Annotated in this window: 18 protein-coding genes; 4 read left to right on the top strand and 14 right to left on the bottom strand. The window is 49.3% G+C overall.

The features are described 5' to 3' along the window. Nucleotides 1-186: 186 nt before the first annotated feature. The 5 genes from BM318_RS07320 to BM318_RS07340 all read right to left on the bottom strand — a co-directional run bounded on the left by BM318_RS07320 (nt 187) and on the right by BM318_RS07340 (nt 6,740). The gene (locus BM318_RS07320; protein ID WP_092981857.1) at nt 187-1,575 is read right to left on the bottom strand and encodes an MptA/MptB family glycosyltransferase; all 1,389 of its coding nucleotides are present in this window, start codon (nt 1,573-1,575) and stop codon (nt 187-189) included. A gap of 61 nt (nt 1,576-1,636) precedes the next feature. Then, on the bottom strand, nt 1,637-3,121 hold the full coding sequence (locus BM318_RS07325) for a cellulose synthase family protein (RefSeq protein ID WP_092981858.1): 1,485 nt from the start codon (nt 3,119-3,121) through the stop codon (nt 1,637-1,639). Between the two features lies 1 nt (nt 3,122). Then, nucleotides 3,123-3,815: a glycosyltransferase family 2 protein gene (locus BM318_RS07330; protein WP_092981859.1), complete on the bottom strand. Its 693-nt coding sequence runs from the start codon at nt 3,813-3,815 to the stop codon at nt 3,123-3,125. Nucleotides 3,816-3,823: 8 nt separating this feature from the next. Then, a complete protein-coding gene (locus tag BM318_RS07335) occupies nt 3,824-5,407 on the bottom strand; it encodes a 4Fe-4S binding protein (RefSeq protein WP_092981860.1) in 1,584 nt (527 codons plus the stop codon). 7 nt (nt 5,408-5,414) lie between these two features. Continuing rightward, entirely contained in the window at nt 5,415-6,740 is a 1,326-nt protein-coding gene (locus BM318_RS07340; RefSeq protein ID WP_092982113.1) for an NAD(P)/FAD-dependent oxidoreductase, read from the bottom strand. A 90-nt stretch (nt 6,741-6,830) separates the two neighbouring features. Between BM318_RS07340 and BM318_RS07345 the strand changes: the two genes are divergently transcribed. Together BM318_RS07345 and BM318_RS07350 are read left to right on the top strand one after the other, a co-directional pair. Beyond that, a complete protein-coding gene (locus BM318_RS07345; protein ID WP_143099937.1) occupies nt 6,831-7,853 on the top strand; it encodes a glycoside hydrolase family 113 in 1,023 nt (340 codons plus the stop codon). A gap of 61 nt (nt 7,854-7,914) precedes the next feature. Then, complete coding sequence (locus tag BM318_RS07350) at nt 7,915-9,066, top strand: N-acetylmuramoyl-L-alanine amidase family protein (protein ID WP_092981861.1); 1,152 nt, start codon at nt 7,915-7,917, stop codon at nt 9,064-9,066. On the opposite strand, the gene BM318_RS07355 is transcribed toward BM318_RS07350, so the two are convergent. From BM318_RS07355 to BM318_RS14405, 6 genes are all read right to left on the bottom strand, one after another. Next, complete coding sequence (locus tag BM318_RS07355; RefSeq protein WP_092981862.1) at nt 9,050-9,832, bottom strand: TIGR04283 family arsenosugar biosynthesis glycosyltransferase; 783 nt, start codon at nt 9,830-9,832, stop codon at nt 9,050-9,052. The genes BM318_RS07350 and BM318_RS07355 overlap by 17 nt on opposite strands. After that, nucleotides 9,833-10,798, bottom strand: coding sequence for an arsenosugar biosynthesis arsenite methyltransferase ArsM (gene arsM / locus BM318_RS07360; RefSeq protein ID WP_092981863.1), 966 nt, complete (start codon nt 10,796-10,798; stop codon nt 9,833-9,835). Nucleotides 10,799-10,858: 60 nt separating this feature from the next. Next, entirely contained in the window at nt 10,859-11,674 is an 816-nt protein-coding gene (locus tag BM318_RS07365; RefSeq protein ID WP_092981864.1) for a purine-nucleoside phosphorylase, read from the bottom strand. Next, nucleotides 11,671-12,297 (bottom strand): TIGR04282 family arsenosugar biosynthesis glycosyltransferase, encoded by a 627-nt coding sequence (locus tag BM318_RS07370; RefSeq protein ID WP_092981865.1) that lies wholly within the window; start codon nt 12,295-12,297, stop codon nt 11,671-11,673. The genes BM318_RS07365 and BM318_RS07370 overlap by 4 nt, the downstream gene beginning before the upstream one ends. A gap of 93 nt (nt 12,298-12,390) precedes the next feature. Next, nucleotides 12,391-12,522, bottom strand: coding sequence for a hypothetical protein (locus BM318_RS14530; RefSeq protein ID WP_262501547.1), 132 nt, complete (start codon nt 12,520-12,522; stop codon nt 12,391-12,393). A 50-nt stretch (nt 12,523-12,572) separates the two neighbouring features. Further along, nucleotides 12,573-12,743 (bottom strand): DUF6747 family protein, encoded by a 171-nt coding sequence (locus tag BM318_RS14405; protein WP_177218269.1) that lies wholly within the window; start codon nt 12,741-12,743, stop codon nt 12,573-12,575. 513 nt (nt 12,744-13,256) lie between these two features. Here BM318_RS14405 and BM318_RS07380 point away from each other — a divergent pair. Beyond that, nucleotides 13,257-14,102: a UDP-2,3-diacylglucosamine diphosphatase gene (locus tag BM318_RS07380; protein WP_092981867.1), complete on the top strand. Its 846-nt coding sequence runs from the start codon at nt 13,257-13,259 to the stop codon at nt 14,100-14,102. Nucleotide 14,103: 1 nt separating this feature from the next. After that, a complete protein-coding gene (locus tag BM318_RS07385) occupies nt 14,104-15,120 on the top strand; it encodes a glycosyltransferase family protein (RefSeq protein WP_092981868.1) in 1,017 nt (338 codons plus the stop codon). A gap of 70 nt (nt 15,121-15,190) precedes the next feature. Here BM318_RS07385 and BM318_RS14410 read toward each other — a convergent pair whose 3' ends face one another. The 3 genes from BM318_RS14410 to BM318_RS07400 form a co-directional block, all read right to left on the bottom strand. After that, nucleotides 15,191-15,361 carry a DUF6747 family protein gene (locus BM318_RS14410; protein ID WP_177218270.1) on the bottom strand — a complete coding sequence of 57 codons (171 nt, stop codon included), beginning with the start codon at nt 15,359-15,361 and terminating at the stop codon, nt 15,191-15,193. A 109-nt stretch (nt 15,362-15,470) separates the two neighbouring features. Next, nucleotides 15,471-16,175, bottom strand: coding sequence for a hypothetical protein (locus tag BM318_RS07395; RefSeq protein ID WP_143099938.1), 705 nt, complete (start codon nt 16,173-16,175; stop codon nt 15,471-15,473). A gap of 350 nt (nt 16,176-16,525) precedes the next feature. Beyond that, nucleotides 16,526-18,553 carry a fibronectin type III domain-containing protein gene (locus BM318_RS07400; protein WP_092981871.1) on the bottom strand — a complete coding sequence of 676 codons (2,028 nt, stop codon included), beginning with the start codon at nt 18,551-18,553 and terminating at the stop codon, nt 16,526-16,528. Nucleotides 18,554-18,781: the final 228 nt, after the last annotated feature.

The following is an 18,781-nucleotide window of genomic DNA, read 5'->3' on the forward strand; positions in this document are numbered from 1 at the left end:
ATTTATTGCAAAATGTGATGTAAAGAAGAGATCGAGAGGGGAATTGGACGCACCTAATTCCAAGACATAAGAACACCCTTACGGGCGGCGGCGGCGCGCCTCGGGCAAGCGTACCGGACGGGGCCGGACTAATACAGCGATATGAAGTTTGTCGCTCATGGAATTCCAAATGTAATAACAAAATCCCTAAACCTGGGGGTTTTGCGTTTCATTTTTAACAAATGTCACAAATTCCCGGCGGTTTCTGATGATTTCATAAATCAACATACCAAAGACAGGCAAGTATTCGATCCACAGCCATAGCGTAGCTTCTTCCACCTGCGTTCCCGAGTAGGCGGTATAGGAAATCATCACCAGTAAGGACCACAACAATACAAAGCGAAAACGGGTAAACAGGGAAAGGATCAGCGGCAGGATGAGGTACCAGGGATGAACCACGGCACTGCTGAAATAATAGATAGCCAGCACGGCAAGGGCACCCGAGAACCAGGTTTTTAACTGGCGCATCCTCGGGTGGAAGGTGAGGACAATACAGCTTCCCGCGGTAATCCAGGGGACGATTTCTCCGTACCGTGCAATGAATTCCCATGGCTTCTCTCCCTGGCGTTCGGCAAACCATTCAAAGACCCGGTAGATCCCCGCATTAAATTCAAAATTGGCGAACCACAATTTCAGGGTAGCCGCATAGTGTTCGGGGAATGCTGCAAAGTACAAAGGGTAAAGCAACCCCAGCAGGCATAGTCCTGTAATCAAATAGAATCCGACGGCTCGCTTGAAACCCAGTAGGGGTAGCATAAGCGGAAGGAGCATCAGGGGAATCAGTTTCAGGGCAATGGAAAGGGCAAAAGGAATCGCGGCCAGGACCCACCCAAAACGATGCAGCACAAACAGTGCCAGCACCAGGAAAAATCCCATGACACCTTCAAAATGTAAATTTCCGGTAAGCTCTATGATGACCAGTGGATTCAGGAAGTACCAGAAGATCATCCAGGACGCCTTATTCAGCCGGAACAACAAACGCCTTCCAAAGTACAGTAGCCCGATATCGGCGGCCAGAATGAGCAGGCGCATGGCCACAATACTACCCATAACGGTCTTTCCACCCAGCCAGGTACAAAACGCAAAAAGATATTGATTAAAGGGCGGGTAGTTGCTGTAGTTGCGGGCGCTTAACTCCCCCATACCCTGATACAGGGTTTCGGCTACCGGGGCCAGGCTTTCGGGGATCCCCTGGGCCATTATCCCATCAGGAGTGTAGGCGTAGGGATTTAGCCCCGAGTTAAGCAGGATTCCATCCCAGATAAAACGATAAAAATCCTGGGACAAATTCGGTTCTGCCATCCAGAAGACCAGACGGAATAAGATTCCGGCAACCACCAGGAAGCGGAAATTCCATTTTTCGAATTGGATAAGCTTATAGCAAAGAAAGAACAGGGCCCCAAAGAGCGTAAGCAGTTTCCAGGTATCGCTGCGAACCAGGTTGTGCGCAAACGTTCCATAGAACAGCAGGCTCAGGAGCAAGAGCAGAATGGAAATCCGGTGCAGGTTCCAGAAGGTCACCAGGGCCCGGGCCATAGGTGTTTGGTTTGGTTACTCCTGCAATTAACTAAAAAAATTCAGGAAATCCGTGTGCCGATCAGGCCTTCGCGGTAAGGGACTTGAAAAAGACGAAACCGAAGCCGAGGAACAACATGAAGTGGAATGGGAACAAACCAAAATCATTCAGCGGAATGGCACTGTACATCCCAAAGAGGAAGTATACCATCAGGGCAAACTCCAGCACCATATTCGGACTGAGTTTTTTGGTCAGGTATTTATTGCCTTTCCAGCTATCGGCCAGGTTATTGATATTGAACTTCGGCGTCCTGACGAACTCAGAGCGTTTTCCCATATGCCCTTCCAGGACAGCTACGGTGTTGTGCAGCGAGAAGCCCAGGGCAACAGAGAAGAATGTGAAGAACAATTTGATGTAGTCTACAAAGTTATCCAGGCTGCTTCCCTGAATACTTTTGTAGGTAAACCAGTAGCAGACAAACAGGATAATGGTGCTGACAATAAAGAAGCTGGTAACCTCAAATACCCAGTCGAGGTGACCGTAAATATTCTTGATATACAACATGGGGATGCTCAGCAGGGCAACGATAAATACACAGAGGAACATGGTGCTGTTGAGCAGGTGCATGACCCCGTGGAATTTTGTCTTGAACGGAATGTTTTTCGCGCGGATTACGCTTTGAACCGTCTTGCGGAAGTTTTCGGCCCCACCTTTGTTCCAGCGGAATTGCTGGGAGCGGGCGGCGGAAATAACTACCGGTAATTCTGCAGGGGTTTCCACATCCTCAAGGTACTTGAATTTCCAGTTCTTTAACTGGGCGCGGTAACTCAGGTCGAGATCTTCGGTGAGGGTATCACCCTCCCAGTTCCCGGCATCGAAGATGCAGGTCTTCCTCCAGATTCCGGCGGTACCGTTAAAGTTGATGAAGTGTCCTTTGGAATTACGTCCGACCTGTTCCAGGGTAAAGTGGGCGTCCAGGGCAAACGCCTGGATCTTGGTCAGGGTGGAGTAGTCGCGGTTGATATGACCCCAGCGGGTTTGAACCACTCCGATTTCCTCATCCTTGAAATAGGGAACGGTTTTCTTAAGCCAGTCTTTTCCAGGGAGGAAGTCGGCATCGAAAATAGCGATGAATTCCCCCTTGGCGATTTCGAGCCCTTCTTTGAGTGCTCCAGCCTTGAATCCTTCGCGATTTTCACGACGTATATGTTTAATGTCCAGGCCGGTTTTAGCGAGTTCCTCGATCATCGTTGCAGTCTGGTGGACGGAATCGTCCGTAGAGTCGTCGAGGACCTGGATTTCAAGCTTGCTTTTTGGATATTCGATCTGGGCGATATTCTCCAGCAAACGCTCCACCACATACTCCTCATTATAAATAGGAAGCTGTATGGTAACGAATGGAATTTCTTTGGGATCCAGCAAGTTGAATTTAGGCGCTTCCTGGTTGCTGCGTTTGTGCCCCAGGTAGTTCAGGAGCAGGTTTAGCTGCGAGAGGCTATAGAAGAAAATCAAGAGCAGCGCAAGGCTGTAAACTGCAATGATAATGTAGGCAATAGTTAGTCCCATATTAGCTAAAACTGTGTTTGAAAATCCAACCCAGGATTTTTATGCCCGCAAATATACTACCTTTTATGGTTCCGGATACCTTCGAGACTCCAATTCTTTTTTTGTAACGCACTGGTACTTCGGTATATCGCAGCTTCTTTCGCAGGGCTTTTAGCTGCATTTCCACTGTCCAGCCGTATGTTTTGTCTTCCATTTCCAGAGACTGCAAGGCGTCGAATTGAATCGCCCTGAAAGGTCCCAGGTCGGTATATTTTGCCCGATACAACAAACGCATCAGGGAAGTTGCCAACCAATTGCCGAAAATTTGCTGGGGCGTCATGGATCCGGGTTCACGCAGTTCTTTGCGGCGCGCTCCGATCACCATTTCGGCCTCTCCGGCAAGGACAGGTCCTGCAACCTTGGGCAACTCTTCGGGGTAATCCGAATAGTCCCCATCCATAAATACGATAATATCATGGGGTTTGGATTTTTTGGCGAAATATTCTATCCCGGTTAGACAGGCGTATCCGTAACCGCGATTCCCTTCGCTGAGCACCGTGGCCCCTCCAGCTCGCGCTTTGGCAGTAGTTTGGTCTGAGGAATCGTTATCCACTACAACCGTTTCGGTAACCAGTTCCGGAATTTCCGCCAGAACTTTTCCAATGGAATCCTCCTCGTTGTGAGCAGGGATAATGAGGTAAATTTTTGAACGCATTGGCGCCTTTAGGAGGATTTGTTTACGTATTCCATCAGGTCTACATCATTGCCCAATAATACTTCTGTGGGATTAATGCGACCCTCCAGGGGGCCGTTTTCAAGGCGTAATACCCCGCGCGGGCAAACCGCCGAACAGATACCACAGCCTACACAACTTGCCCTTACAATGTTTTCGCCCTTTTGTGCATAGGCGCGAACATCGATACCCATTTCGCAATAGGCCGAACAGTTCCCGCAACTGATGCATTGCCCGCCGTTGGTCGTGATCCGGAATCGGGAAAAGAGGCGTTGCTGTAATCCCATAATGGCTGCCATAGGGCATCCAAAACGGCACCAAACGCGGCTGCCGAAAATGGGGTAGAAGCCCGTGCCGATTACTCCTGAGAACACGCTTCCAATCAGGAAACTGTACGATTTTCTCAGGCTTTCAGACTTAAAGAGGAAGACATGTCCGGAGTCGCTTAGGAAATGGAAGGCGATCAGGCCCATGATAATCACCATATACCCGATTGCCCCGTAGCGGGCATCTTTTTTGAGTTGCTCCCGTCGGTAGATCATGATCCAGGCAAAAACCAGGGTAAGCAGGCCGGCAACACCCAGCAGGAACTGGGATTTACTCAGCCAGTATTTGGAATTGTCCGGGCCCAGGTAGGAATAAATGACCGCTGTGGTCATCAACACCACAAATACGAGTACGGAATGAACCACCCACCGTTCAACTTTCCAGGCAAACTTGCTTTTGTCGCTCAGCTGGCGGAAGGAGTCTCCGGCGGTTTCGGCCAGGGCACCACATCCGCAAACCCAGGAGCAGTACCAGCGTTTCCCGTAGAAATACGTCAGAATAGGAGTGATCACCAAAATGGAGAGTATCCCGAAAATGAGCATGGCCAGGCCCAGGTTCCCGTTTTCGATAAAGGCATTAATCCGATAGCGTTCGAAGTTGTAATAGTTCAGGGGCCATACATTCTTTAGATCATAATAGGGCAGGTCGCCATTGAGGCGTGCCATAATTTCCGGAATCAGAAAGGCAAAGCAAAGCTGAAAGAACATAACGCTGCATGTGCGAATGATTTCGTAGCGGTTATGCCGGTACTTCCAGATGAATTTGGCGCCAAAGGCCAGGATGGCCAGGGTGTATAAACTACCGTAGACAAACCATTGGCTGGCCGGGTTGCCACTCAACGCCCGGCTCAGGGGATCAAAAAGTGCAATCAGACCCCGGTTAGGCCCGTCGGAAACCAGCCCGAGGTACTCCGGATAGAAATAAAGTACGATGTAGAAACCGGTGAGGACGATGCCGAGGCCCCAGGCCCAGATGCCCCTGCCGGAAATAGACTTAAAGAGGACCCCATTGTTTTTGATTCCTTTGGGCAAGCCCTTGTAGGCTGCAGCTGAAAACCAAAGTGTCCCAATAAAAATCAGGGTCAGGGAAGCGGTTAACCAAACGGCCGGGTTTGGAATATCGATTCCAAAAAGGGCCAGCGCAAAGATGAAAAGTCCGCAAAATCCAAGTAACACTGCCAGGCGCTGCGAGGTATTCAGGGCCTTGGGCGGCCCTCCGGCCAGGGAAAGTGATGCTGTTGTATTCATGGTTGGTTTAGTTTTGAGTTAATTCCTGGGCAGTATGTTTTGATAAATGTTGCTGGAAGGCTTTTTGAATTTCCGGATAGTAGGTTCGGTAGAATTCCGGATCAAAATGTGCCTGGGGCAGATTAGCCATTACCGTTTCGGCCGAAGCTCCGGCACTAAGCCAGGCATCGAAAGTTTCATGCCTTAGCCGCATTCCAAAATTATTTAGTCCCAGAAATTTTCCACTGGCCTTATCATAGGCCATGGTCAGGCATATTTTTTCACTCGGGTGCCTCCAGTGGAAGTGGGCTTCCTCCTCAGATTTGTTGCGTTCACTGAAGACCCATCCATAAGTCTGATATTCGATATCCAGGAATTTGGCCGAATTAAACCAATGCCCCGGATTGTATTGTCGCCTGTTCCCGCAAAGGGTCTGAGCTACGGTTTCCCCCATCATGCGCCCGGTATACCAAACCGCTTCTACTGCTCGTCGGTTTCCGATCGCCTCCCGTTGCTGAGCGCAATCCCCAATGGCATAGATGTCCGGGAGATTGGTCTCCAGAAACCGGTTCACCAAAACCCCTTTGTCCGTTTCGATGCCACTGCCCTCCAGAAACCCGATATTGGGTCGCACTCCGGCGGTTAGCCCTACCAGGTCGCATTCAATGGTTTCCCCTTTGTCGGTTACCACAGCTCGGGCTCGTCCGTTTTCGTCGGCGAGGATCTCCGTGAGGTTGGTGCTCAGGTGTAAATCAATGTGGTGTTCCCGAATGTGCTCATTGATCATGGCCGATTCTCCGGCGGGCAACACCCCATTCCAGAAACTGGATTCCCGGACCAGGAAGGTTACCGGGATATCCCGGGTGGTGAGCATTTCGGCCAGTTCTATCCCAATAAGTCCGCCTCCGACAATGACGGCGCGTTTGCATACTTTATTATTGGGGGCATTCTCCTCCAGGGCATCCAGGTCCTGCTTGGAATACAATCCCTGTACCCCATCGAGATCCTGTCCCGGCCAACCAAACTTATTGGGCTGAGAACCGGTGGCAATGATCAAAGCGTCATAGCTCAGGCTTCCCCCACCTTCGAACTCCAGTGTTTTTTTATCAGGGACTACCCGGCTCACCCGGGCGTTTTTGAGGCCGATGCGGTTCTTTTTCCAAAAATGGTTCTCGTAGGGTTTGGTCTGCTCGTAAGTAAGGTGCCCCATATAGATATACATCAGGGCGGTACGGGAGAAGAAGTGATCGGTTTCTGCTGAAATCAGGGTGATTTCGTGGTCTGAATTTTTTCGGATATGCCGGGCGGCAGTAACCCCGGAAATTCCATTTCCAATGATGGCTATATGCATAATTGGCGGTTTGTTTTTGGGTTGGTCGGAAAAAAGATACGAACTTATCAGGGCGGAGGGTAAATTCTCATAAATATTTATCTTTAAGCAGCTATGACATCCTTCCTGAAGTATACTTTTGGACTGCTCGCTGCCACCCTGGTAGCGGGCTGTGCTGCCCAGCAAGCCCCGATTGACCGGGTGAACGGAGTGAGCTTTGTCGCCTCCCGGGAGCCTGCCACCCAGGCCCATGTAAACTCCATGCTGGCAGTCAATGCCGATTTTGCCGCGGTCATGCCATTCGGATTTATCCGCGAACCCAACGACCCGGAAATCATTTTCGACACCGATCGGCAATGGTTTGGCGAAACCCGTAAGGGGGCCAAGCAGTATTCCAAACTGTTGCAGGAAAACAAGGTAAGGATCATGATTAAGCCGCAATTGTGGATCTGGAGGGGAATCTTTACCGGGGATTTGGAGATGCAAACCGAAGAAGACTGGGTGCGGTTAGAAGCGCAGTATCGGGATTTCATTCTCAACTATGCCGCCCTGGCCGAAGAGGTCGATGCGGAAATCTTTTGTATCGGCACGGAACTGGAGGAATTCGTGGCCGCCCGCCCGGAGTACTGGGATAACCTGATTGCAGAAATTCGGGGAATATATTCCGGAAAACTTACCTATGCGGCCAACTGGGATGAATATCCGCGGACACCATTTTGGGCGAAGTTGGATTATATCGGGTTGGATGCCTATTTCCCCCTGTCCGAAGCCCGGGATCCCGATGTAGAAGAATTGCGGGCGGGATGGCAGCGTTGGAAAACGGATATCAAGACCCTTTCTGATTCCATTGCCCGTCCGGTTTTGTTTACGGAATACGGGTACCGCTCCATGGATTATACCGCTGAGAAACCCTGGCTCGTTGACAGCGAAAATCAACGGGTAAACCTCGAGGCACAAGCCAATGCGATGACTGCCCTTTTTCAGGAGTTTTGGTCGGAACCCTGGTTTGCCGGGGGGTTCGTGTGGAAATGGTTTATACACCATCCCATGTCGGGGGGTCCGGATAATAACCGGTTTACCCCGCAGAATAAGCCCGCAGAGGGAGTCATCCGCCAATTTTATCGCCAGGCAAACTAAGCCTTCTTGATTTGTTGCATTTCGGCAAGTTTTTTGATAACCTTTGTAAAACGGTCATCGAATGGTGCGCCCCTTCATCCTTTTATTTCTTGCCTGTTTTCTGGCATTCCCGGCCTTCTCCCAGGAAGCTGAGCATTCGGACAGTCTCTTATTGGCAGTAGCTTCTCCTGGAGATGGCGCGTACTCTTTGCTCCGCAAACACGGGATCAACCCTGGGGAATTCCTGACAGCATTTATGGAGATCAATGCCCAGAAATTGGGCGAGGATGGACAACTCAGCGCAGGAACTACCTATTTTCTCCCGGTAACGGAATCCGGGGATCCGGTACTTGCATCGGGACCAGCTCCGCCTGAGGTTGTACCTGCCGTTACTCCTGAAGACCAGCCTGAAGAGGAGCCAAAAGACGAAGCTGAAGACGTGGCTTCTGGGTCGGAGCCAGATGTTACTGCTTCAGCCCCGGAGGAAGAAGGGGAAATCTATGAAATTTTCGGACCGGAATACGAACGGGTGAGCCCGGAAAGTAAGCGCCTGGAAGGGACGGTTTATTACCTGGTATCCGGGCATGGTGGTCCGGATCCCGGGGCAATGACTAAATACGGGGGAAAGGCTATTGCCGAGGACGAATACGCCTACGACATTACCCTGAGGCTGGGGCGCTATTTGCTTTCGCACGGGGCTATGGTCTATATCATTATCCGGGACCCCGACGACGGCATTCGCGATGAGCGCATCCTCCCTATTGACCACGACGAAGTAGCCTACCCGGATAAGCGCATTCCCCTGAACCAACTGGCGCGCCTGAAGCAGCGCACCGAAGCAGTTAATAAATTATATGCCAAGCATCGCGGGAAGCACCAGCGCCTGATCGTTACCCATGTAGACAGTCGAAGCAGCGGACAGAATATCGATGTGTTTTTCTATCACCATGAGAAAAGTACCCAGGGAAAGCGTCTGGCGGAACACATCCATAAAACCTTCCAGCAAAAGTACGCGTACTACCAACCGAATCGTAAATACAACGGTACCTTCAAGGATCGCAGCAATCTCTATGTGGTCAAGAACACCCATCCACCCACCGCCTTCATTGAAGTCGGGAATATCAGCAACAAGAAGGATCAGCGTCGTATCCTGGATCCCGACAACCGCCAGGCCCTGGCCAATTGGATCTGCGAAGGAATACTTACGGACTACGAGTCTAGGAAGAAGGACTGATTTTGCGGTAATGCTGATCTTTTCCACCCACCATTCCGGGTTGGCGTTCCTGAAGTCGGGAAGCAATATGCCTGCTGTAATATCCATACATCACCTCCGGGCTCTTACCCAAGTAATAGAGGAAGTGGATGCGCGCAAAATGATACTGCAGGCGCCACACGCCCAGTTCACGGTATTTACGTGCTGAGGTAATCACACTCGACTTAAGGATTTCAAAAGGGTACGCCTTGCTCAGGCGCCTGATGAATTCGTTGTCTTCATAGATACGATACGTCTCATCAAAACCACCCAGCTGGGTGAACCAGCTTTTTGGGACAAAGAGGGATTGATCCCCGCCCCGGCAAATCGGATGATTAATCCGCGTCCACCATGCAAAGAAGTTTAGCACGGGATGGTTCCAGTCGAATTTCAGGCGGAAGCAACCCGATGTGAGCGCTGGCTTTTTCTCCGAATTGAAATGGCAAGCATCCTGGATAGATCGATCAAAGCCTTCAGGGGGAAGGGTGTCGGCATGTAAAAAGTAGAGGAGTTCTCCGGAAGCTGCGGCAGCTCCCGCATTCATTTGTTTGGCCCGGCCCCGATCCGATTGGATAACCCGGGCTCCTGCTTCACGAGCTACCCGGATACTCTCATCCGAGCTGCCACCATCGACAACAATAATTTCCGTTACTGCATCCGTAATACAGCGGGCGCGGAGCAGGGGCAAGGTATGCCTGAGGTTTTTCGCTTCGTCAACAACTGGAATAATCAGGCTTATGCGGACCACTTAGCAACAACCTCCTCCGTCGTAATGCCAGGTACTTTCGCTTACGTAGATCTCCGGGTGGGAGGCAGCCAGGGCAGCTGCGGTTTTATCGCAAACAGCCAGGGGCTGGTTTTGCAGGAGCACGTGGCCTTTGCCGTCGTCAAAGAGTTCCTCCTTACCGTAATACACAGCAGATTTCCCGGTGAACACACAAGGTCCGTCTTCCGGCATCGGATCTTTAATGGCAGCTACCTCCACCGATTCGATGGGTATGATCTGGTCTACATCGTAATGCTGCGGACTCAGGATGCGATACAGGCGACGGGCGCGAACTTCAATCGTTCCAAAGCCGGCGTCCGTAAGTACTTTTAAATATTGTTGAAGCGGGATACTACCTGTAATACATAAGGCGCGTAACCTGTCGTCGTTACGCAGGGTATCGCTCAAAGGGTATTCGCAAACCGGGTCGCTCATTACCAGGCGCCCGTGAGGTTTCAGTACCCGATACATTTCTGATACTGCCTTGCGAAGATCTGCTTCTTTAAAAATATTGAAGAGGCAATTCTGGGCAGCCACATCTACACTTTCATCCGCAACGGGCAGCGCCAGGGCATCTCCCTTTACCAAATCCACAAAGTCACTGGAAAACCAGGGATTCTCCTGCTCAGCAACTTTGAAGTTTGCTCGTGAAGCTTCCAGCATTTCATCGACCACATCTACGCCGATCACCCCTCCTTTCTGACGGGAGAAATACGAAAATTGGAGTAATTCCATACCTCCACCTACGCCTACATAGAGCACTTTGGGATCGCCTATGAGGTCCTGGGCACTAACCGTACTTCCACAGCCGTAATTCATCTCCTGCATAATGCGCGGGACGGATAATCCGGGTAATTGCCAGATCGGATTGGTGGTACAGCACAATCCTACATCAGGGGTTATGGCTGCGTCGCGATATAGTTCTTCTGTGGCTTGCAAATAGCTCATAGGGGATAGTTTGAGTAGTGGTTAAATGTAGGTGAATTAGTGTAAAAAAGTATCACGACCTTACATAGCCGCTATAACTTTTTTGAAAAGTTTTACCAGCCGGGGTTCGGCTGCGGCAGCAATTTCCAGGATTTCCGCCACATTGATTGGTTCCAGGTTGTCCGGATCGCATTCGTCGGTCAGCACGGAAACGGCGGCAACGGGAAGCTTCAAATGATTGGCGACGATGACCTCGGGCACGGTGCTCATTCCTACGGCATCGGCACCCAGGGTTTTCAGCATGCGATATTCCGCGCGGGTCTCCAGTTGCGGCCCAACAACGGAGGCATAGACCCCTTTGCGCAAAACGATGTCCTCCTCGTCGGCGGCTGTTTCCAGGGCCTTGCACAAATCTGAATCATACGGCTTGCTCATATCTACAAAGCGCTCGCCGAATTCGGCAACATTCTTAAAGGCCAGGGGTGAACCACCCTGCAGGTTTATGTGGTCGTCGATCAGCATCAAATCGCCCTTCTTAAATCCGAGATTAATGGCGCCGGCTGCATTCGAAATCAATAATTTCTTTATCCCAAGCTCCCGCATCACGCGGATCGGGTAGGTAATGTCTTTAAATTCATATCCTTCGTACAGGTGGAAGCGACCTTGCATGACCACCACTTTTTTCCCGGCGATTTCCCCATAGATGAGTTTACCGCTATGAAACTCCACGGTAGCCAGGGGGAAGTAAGGGATATTGTGATAATGGGCAACGGTTTGTTGTTCAATCTCAGCGACCATCCGACCCAGGCCGGTGCCTAGTACAATACCAATTTCAGGGGCTTCAAAGCCTTTCCCCCGGAGGAAGGCAGCGGATTTATCGAGTTGCTTCTGGGTCATTTTGAAATATGCGTTATGTAGGGTTTGAATTCAGGGCGGTGGGCGATATCCTCATACCGGTCCACGTCATTTTTTTCTGCCAGTAAAGATACCGGAATTCCTTTCAGGTCGCTCAGGGTGTCGGCCAGAACTTCGGGGCCACCCCAGGCTTTTCCACTGAAGATTTGCCCAGGTACTTCCACCAGGCCAACCAAATAATAACCCCCATCGGAAGCGGGTCCCAGGACTACCTTTTGTGACTGAAGTGCTGCAAAGGCATCGCTCAGGACCTGGGTATCTAAATCCGGGAGGTCGCTGCCAATCAGCACAACGCGTTTATACCCGGCATGGAAAGCCTCCATGAAGGCATTTTGCATTTTTTCACCCAGGTCCGAACCCTGTTGGAGTTTGTATTCAAAGCGCTCTGGGTTCCAGAATTCCCCGGTACCCAGGGCTTCTGTGAAATAGACGAATTTGTCGGCTTCCTGAAATGATTCCGCTTGTGATGCGGTGTGTCTCAAGAGGTGTTTGTATACCTCCAGGGCGGCCTGATCGCCTATAGTGGCGGCAAGTCGCGTTTTGCATTTCCCGAGTTCCGGGTTTCGGGTAAAGATCAGCAGGGCCTGGTCAGCAGTTGGAGTCAAAGGTCTAAAATTAGGAAACCCCCGACCGGAATATTCCAGTTTCGGGGGTTTTCATTCCTAGTTGCAAATATAGGATTTGCAAACTACTGCTTCCTAGTAAGGGATCCAGCGCCAGGCATAGGCCATGGCAGCCAGCAAATACATGCTAAAGAGGATTGCCGTTCGGAATTTATAAAGCATCCTTCCCATGCCAGTCAGGGTGCTTTGTAAACTGTGATCTCGCATTATAAGGGTCTTTTTGAGTTAAGGGTAGTCTTTTGAGCCAGAGTCATTCCTTAGTCCCAGACAAATCCGGTAGACAAACGGAATACGAAGGCGTAAAGCACTACGAAAAACATAGCAAAACTGAACCAGGCAAAAATCTTGAAGTAGTTACGCACTAAAAGGTTACCCAGGTTTTTAAAAGCTTCGAGATAGATCTCTTTAATGAGTAGTGTTGTCTTCATAATAAATTAAGATTATCGGGGTTAATGTTTTTTGTTTGGTTCAAAGATGCGGGCACTATTTTGATTTTGTCCCGAGAATGGATTTCAGGGAGGAAAACCTCGACTAAGTACCTTTTTTTCGCCGGTTGACCGAAAAAACGAGCAATTGGCCGATTGAGGACAATTTTGGTTCCGACGACCATTCTGGAAAATCATCGATAAACGGCATACCAGATGTTGCGAAAGTGCTGAAATCTGTTGTGAAGCCTCAAAAAAGAAAACCGGCACCCCCCCAGGTGCCGGTTATAACCAAACTAACTCAACTTTGCTTTGCAATGAATGAGAGTCAAATCTAGGCATTCCTGCTGCGCGCCGGGTTAGACTTTTGTAAACCTTATGTTTTGGTTTTGTAAATATTCCGGCAGAATTCCCCTGGCCGGCGCCATGCCCTAACTTTCTGCTAACTCAAATACTAATATTTGATCACGAGGGCTTTACCATAAGTTCAAATAACCCGCCTGATCTTTGTATTCCATGAGACGCAAACGTTCTGTTGACCTCGTGGTCCTTTCCGACATCCATCTGGGCACTTACGGCTGCCATGCCAAGGAACTCCTTCGCTACATGAAATCTATTCGCCCGAAGCAGGTGATCCTCAACGGGGACATTGTAGATATCTGGCAATTTTCAAAAAGGTATTGGCCTAAATCCCACATGAAAGTAATTAAGCGACTACTGCAATGGACTTCCGAGGGGGTGCCCGTGTATTATGTCACGGGTAACCACGACGAAATGTTGCGAAAATTCAGCGGATTTGAACTGGGGAGTTTCCAAATCGTCAATAAGGTAGTATTGGATCTGGAGGGTAAAAAAGCCTGGTTCTTTCACGGTGATGTCTTTGATGTAACCATGCAACACAGCAAGTGGCTGGCTCGCCTGGGCGCTATTGGATATGATACCCTGATTCTGATTAACCGTGCCGTAAACTACCTGAGTGCCAAAATGGGTCGGGGAAAGATTTCCATGTCCAAAAGGATAAAGAACAGCGTTAAATCTGCGGTAAAGTTCATTGGCAATTTTGAGCAAACCGCCGCGGATATCGCTATCGAAAACGGCTACGACTACGTGGTTTGCGGACACATCCACCAGCCGGAAATACGTCAAATCCGGTCAGAAAAAGGAGAAGTCACTTATTTGAACTCCGGAGATTGGATAGAAAACCTGACTTCCCTGGAATACCACCGCGGTAAATGGCGAATCTACAGTTATGAACAAGATCTGTCCCTGCAGGCTGCCCCACCAGCCGCAGAGCAGGAAGAACCCCTGGACCTGCGTTTGCTACAGCAGCAGCTCATCCATGAATTCCAACTGAAAGCCTAAGATGCGAATACTCTATGCCATACAGGGAACCGGGAACGGACACCTGAGTCGGGCCCGCGCCATTATCCCAGAGCTTTTGAATCGGGGCGTAGACCTGGATTTACTGGTTAGCGGTATTCAGGCCGATATCCCTCTGCCTTATGAAGTAAAATACTGCATGCGCGGGATCAGTTTTATTTTCGGCAAACAAGGGGGCGTTGATTTGTGGAATACCTATTTGCGAACAAATTCCTTCCGCATCCAACAGGAAATCCGCAGCCTGCCGGTTCGGGATTACGATTTCGTGCTTAACGATTTCGAGCCAATTTCCGCCTGGGCCTGTAAACTCCGAGGGGTACCCTGCGTGGGAGTAAGCCACCAGGCCGCCGTACTCGCTCCTTCGGCGCCCCAACCCGAAAAGCGGGATCACCTGGGATTATTAATCCTTAAGCGATATGCCCCGGTTAGCCATCAGTACGGCTTCCACTTTCAGGCATACGAACCCGGGATCTATACCCCGGTTATCCGTAAGGGCATCCGGAAGGCAAAACTCAGCGATAAGGGACATTATACAGTCTATTTGCCGGCATACTCGGATGGACGCATATTAGAAGTGCTCAGCAAAATTCCCGATGTGCAATGGCAGGTCTTCTCCAAGCACAGCAAAAAAGCTTATGCCTTTGATAATATAGTGATAAAACCCATCCAGAATATGGGTTTTTTGGGAAGCGTAAGTACCGCTTCAGGAATTCTATGCGCAGCAGGATTTGAGACCCCCTCCGAGGCGTTGTTTATGGGCAAGAAACTCTGCGTGATACCCATGAAGGGACAATACGAGCAACAGTGTAATGCTGCCGCTCTTGGCAAAATGGGAGTGCCCGTTGTTGAATTTCTGTCCGAGGAAGCCCTTCCCGCACTCCGGGCATGGGTAACCTCCAACCATCGCGTACAGGTAGATTACCCGGATGTTGCCGGGACCGTAGTGGATCGTATCCTTGCTGAAATGAAAGAAGGCAGCCGGGTTCCGACTGCCTCCTAGGCAATATGCTGAGTTAGCAAGTGTATTCTAAACTATTTATTTAGCCTGCTTGTAATTTGCATTTTCAAGACTAGTCAAAGGCAAAGCCCGTAGACAACCTGAAAATAAAGGCATACAATACCACAAAGAACAGCACAAAGCTAAACCAGGCAAATACCTTAAAATAGTTCTTGACCAGGAAGTTCCCCAGGTCTTTAAAAGCTTCAGTATATATCTCCTTAATAAGTAGTGTTGTTTTCATGGCACTAGTTTTTATGGGTTCTGCCATGTATAGTGCCATCAGGATGCCAAACTCAGGAAATGGGCCGAAAATTCGGTGAAATGAAGCCTTAATTAGATAAAAAGCGGAATTACCACGTTTTCAGCAGGATGCGTAAGCCATTACGCACTAGTTTTACTTCTCCTCCTTCTTCCTGATGTTTTTCCCAGGCTTTGCTGCTGGCTTCTTTTTCCGCATCACTCCTAAGGCTTCCTACCCCGGCCATCGCCGTTTTAAAGTCTTTGAACCCATTGATCACCCAGGCATTGGCACCGTCAGGACCGATACCCGCCGAAATGGTTCCCATCATGTTGAGCCGCCCGTCCGGGTTGTTGGAGGACTGCATTTCTTTATAGGAGTCCACCCATTTGCCCATATCATCTACATCCAGGAGGAAATAGCGCTGAAACGGATGCTGTACGCTAGCATCTCCATATTGGGCTAACTGTCTCCCCATGGCAGAGCTGAAGCCGCTTTCCATATGCTGGTTGACCCGTGCGAGAAATAAGTTCCAGGCATCGTTATTACCTCCAGCGTACATCGCCCCCATGGCATCCAGGCTTCCGGCAAATACTACAGCATGTGAGAAGTTATTTTCACTGTCGTTAAAATGATTCTCCCATAGGGAAACCATGACACCTTCGGGTTTGTTCTTCGAAAAATAATCATCGAACAAATCGTAAACTGTGGAAACATCCTGTGATTCTACATTGAAATTGTAAATCGTAAAATAAGTGTCCTGCGCGCTACAGACGAATCCGAGAAATAGCGCAATAATTAGCACTGATTTTTTCATAATAAATTGGTTTAGGTTGTTGATTATCAAGTATTAGAAGATACAAATTAATCCTGGATCAAACTGCGCTGAAGGGGTCGGATTACCGGATTTGGCAAGGTTCTGTGGGAAAAAGGCTTCTTTACTATCCGAATTGCCTTCTTATCTGTCCCATTTTTGATTAAATCGCGTGTCTGGGATCCAAAACAACCTGATCCTCAAAGGTATAGATAGACATGCGAAACATTATGTAACCAACTTGAAAATGAAAAACCCTTCCAGCTGTTGTAGCCTAAAGGGTTTTTGGTTTAAATATGGGTTTTGAATCTACTCCTCGCTATCGATGACTTTGTAGATGGGACAGGCGAAATCTATTCCAATATCTCCACAAAAATATCGGGCTTAGGGGCAAAACCGAAGATACCTTCTCGTTTGAACCAGGAGGAAATGCAGACGGTCTGATTGTCACTCGTTTCAAAAACGATTAAAGGATATCCGATAGTCAGGACGTCTTCGGGGGTATTGGTATTCCGATTGAATTTGGTAGCCCTGCGTTCATGCAGGGAATTCTCATCGATAAACCACTGGGGATCATTGTCAGTTCCCAGAATATAATTTCCATCCTGACTAAGTCCTGTGGCGAGGAATGGCCGGTCGTAGAACTGCAGGAAGCTGAAATTATTGGTCTCGTAGATTCCACGTTCCAGATTATCCAGGAGAACATTCTGAGCGGCATTGTAGAAATAATTGCGCTGAAAGTCCTTCCAGCGGAGGGTGTTGAATGTTTGCTTGTTGCTGAAGTTTCCACCCGCGTCTACTTCAAACGTATAAGACTCCGAAGCGAATTCATGCCCGACCAATACCTTGGTGGCGCCCAGGGTAATTATTTGGAATTGCCCGGCATTTTGTGCATTGAATGAAAGGGCCTCCTGGGCTATCGGGTTCAGGGTGTTGTTGGTCCTTGTAAAGGAATATAGGTTGTCGCTATCAGCAACCAGCCATACCCCATTACCGCGGTACGCAATATCGGTTATAAACAGGAAGCCCGTATTGGGTTCCAACAAGTATTTGAAATCCAGGGTCGCTGCGTCATAAACCCAAAGATCTCCGCCTATCTGCAGGAGTAATTCTTTTCCAAAGCCAGAGTCCACAATTTTCATGAATACGGCGGAGGAGGTATCGGGAGAATCGCCGGAGATTAGGGTCTGATTGGTTTCGTAATTAAAGCGCATCAATTGTTGCTGATTATCCTGGGCATCATTTCCGAGGATGTACAGCGTAGGTTCATTCTCGTCGTAGGTCCACTTCATAATGGAAGAAACTGGGAGTAAACCAGGACGCTGATAGCTCACTTCGGAGGAAAGTCTGCCAAATTGGGTACTGTTGTTGTCGAAGGTGTTGACCACCCGAACCTCATAGATGGGGTTATTCAGGTAGGGCGGGTCCATATCAGTAAAGCTGGTTGTTCCCACATCGGTAATCTCCGCTATTTTTTCCTCCTGAAATGCATAACCCGTTGAGTTCGCTTCATGATTCAGGACATAGATTTCATATTTGGCGAAGTAATAACCCGTAAAAGGTTCCCAACTCAGGTTTATCTGATTTCCACTGGCCGAAATATCGGTAATGGCTACCGGTAAAATTTCGAGATCACCGGGAAATACGGTTTGGATATCGCTCTCCCCTAAGAGTCCGTCTGCGGTATAGGTGCGGAGGAAATAACAGAGCTGATCCCCAGCCACAGGGCTTTCATCAATAAATGTTGTGGTTTCCGGCTCCCCGATTATGCCTACCAGCTCGGCATCCTCCTTTTGACAGCTTGTGCTTCGATATACTTCATATCGGCTGAAGTCTCCTCCGGCATAGGCATCCCAGGTAAATTCAATCCGATCCCGCGCTTCAAAGTTGGGGAAGAAGGTGACCGACACATTGTCAAATGCCGGGGGGCTGTAGGGTCTTGCTCTAAATTTAAAGGTATCCAGGGTACCGTCCTCATCAAAATCGATCTCCGCGGTGAAGATGAAAATATTGCTGCGTAAGTCTACGACGTTCAGGGTTAAGCTCTGACCAAACTGGTCCCTGAGGGTGATAATCCCATTTCGCAGTTCCCAATTCAATTCACTTACTTCAGGAATACATTGATTGTTGTCAAAGAATACATAGTCCCGGTACGTACCGTCTGGTGAAATGGTAAAGAAATCCAGGCCACAGGCCGGGCTGGTAGGGGGAATGTCAACGACCTCTCCTTGCAGTTCTCCCTGGAAAATCGCCCAGGTTCCGTAAAGTAATTCCGGGTCTACATCCTGTTGAGTAGGATTTTCGGGCCCATCGTCCTTAGAGCAGCTAAAGAACAAAAGTGTAAGTACGAGGGTGAATATCGGAAGGCGGAGGTTAGTCATTTAAGATAAGGGTTGAGAATTACGAATCGAATTACGTCAATTTCTCAATATCTAACTGATTTGGGATGGGAATTATTTTAGGGGGAGAAAACTATTCTTTAGGAGATACCTCGCTGGCGCTCGGTGTTCCTTTGGTCCCCCACCTGAAAGTAGTCGGATCCAGGAGATACCTCGCATTTGCTCGGTGTTCCTTTGGTCCCCCGCCTGAAAATGCCAAAACCCTCCACC

The sequence above is a fragment of the Robiginitalea myxolifaciens genome, assembly GCF_900115205.1.
Lineage (GTDB): Bacteria > Bacteroidota > Bacteroidia > Flavobacteriales > Flavobacteriaceae > Robiginitalea > Robiginitalea myxolifaciens.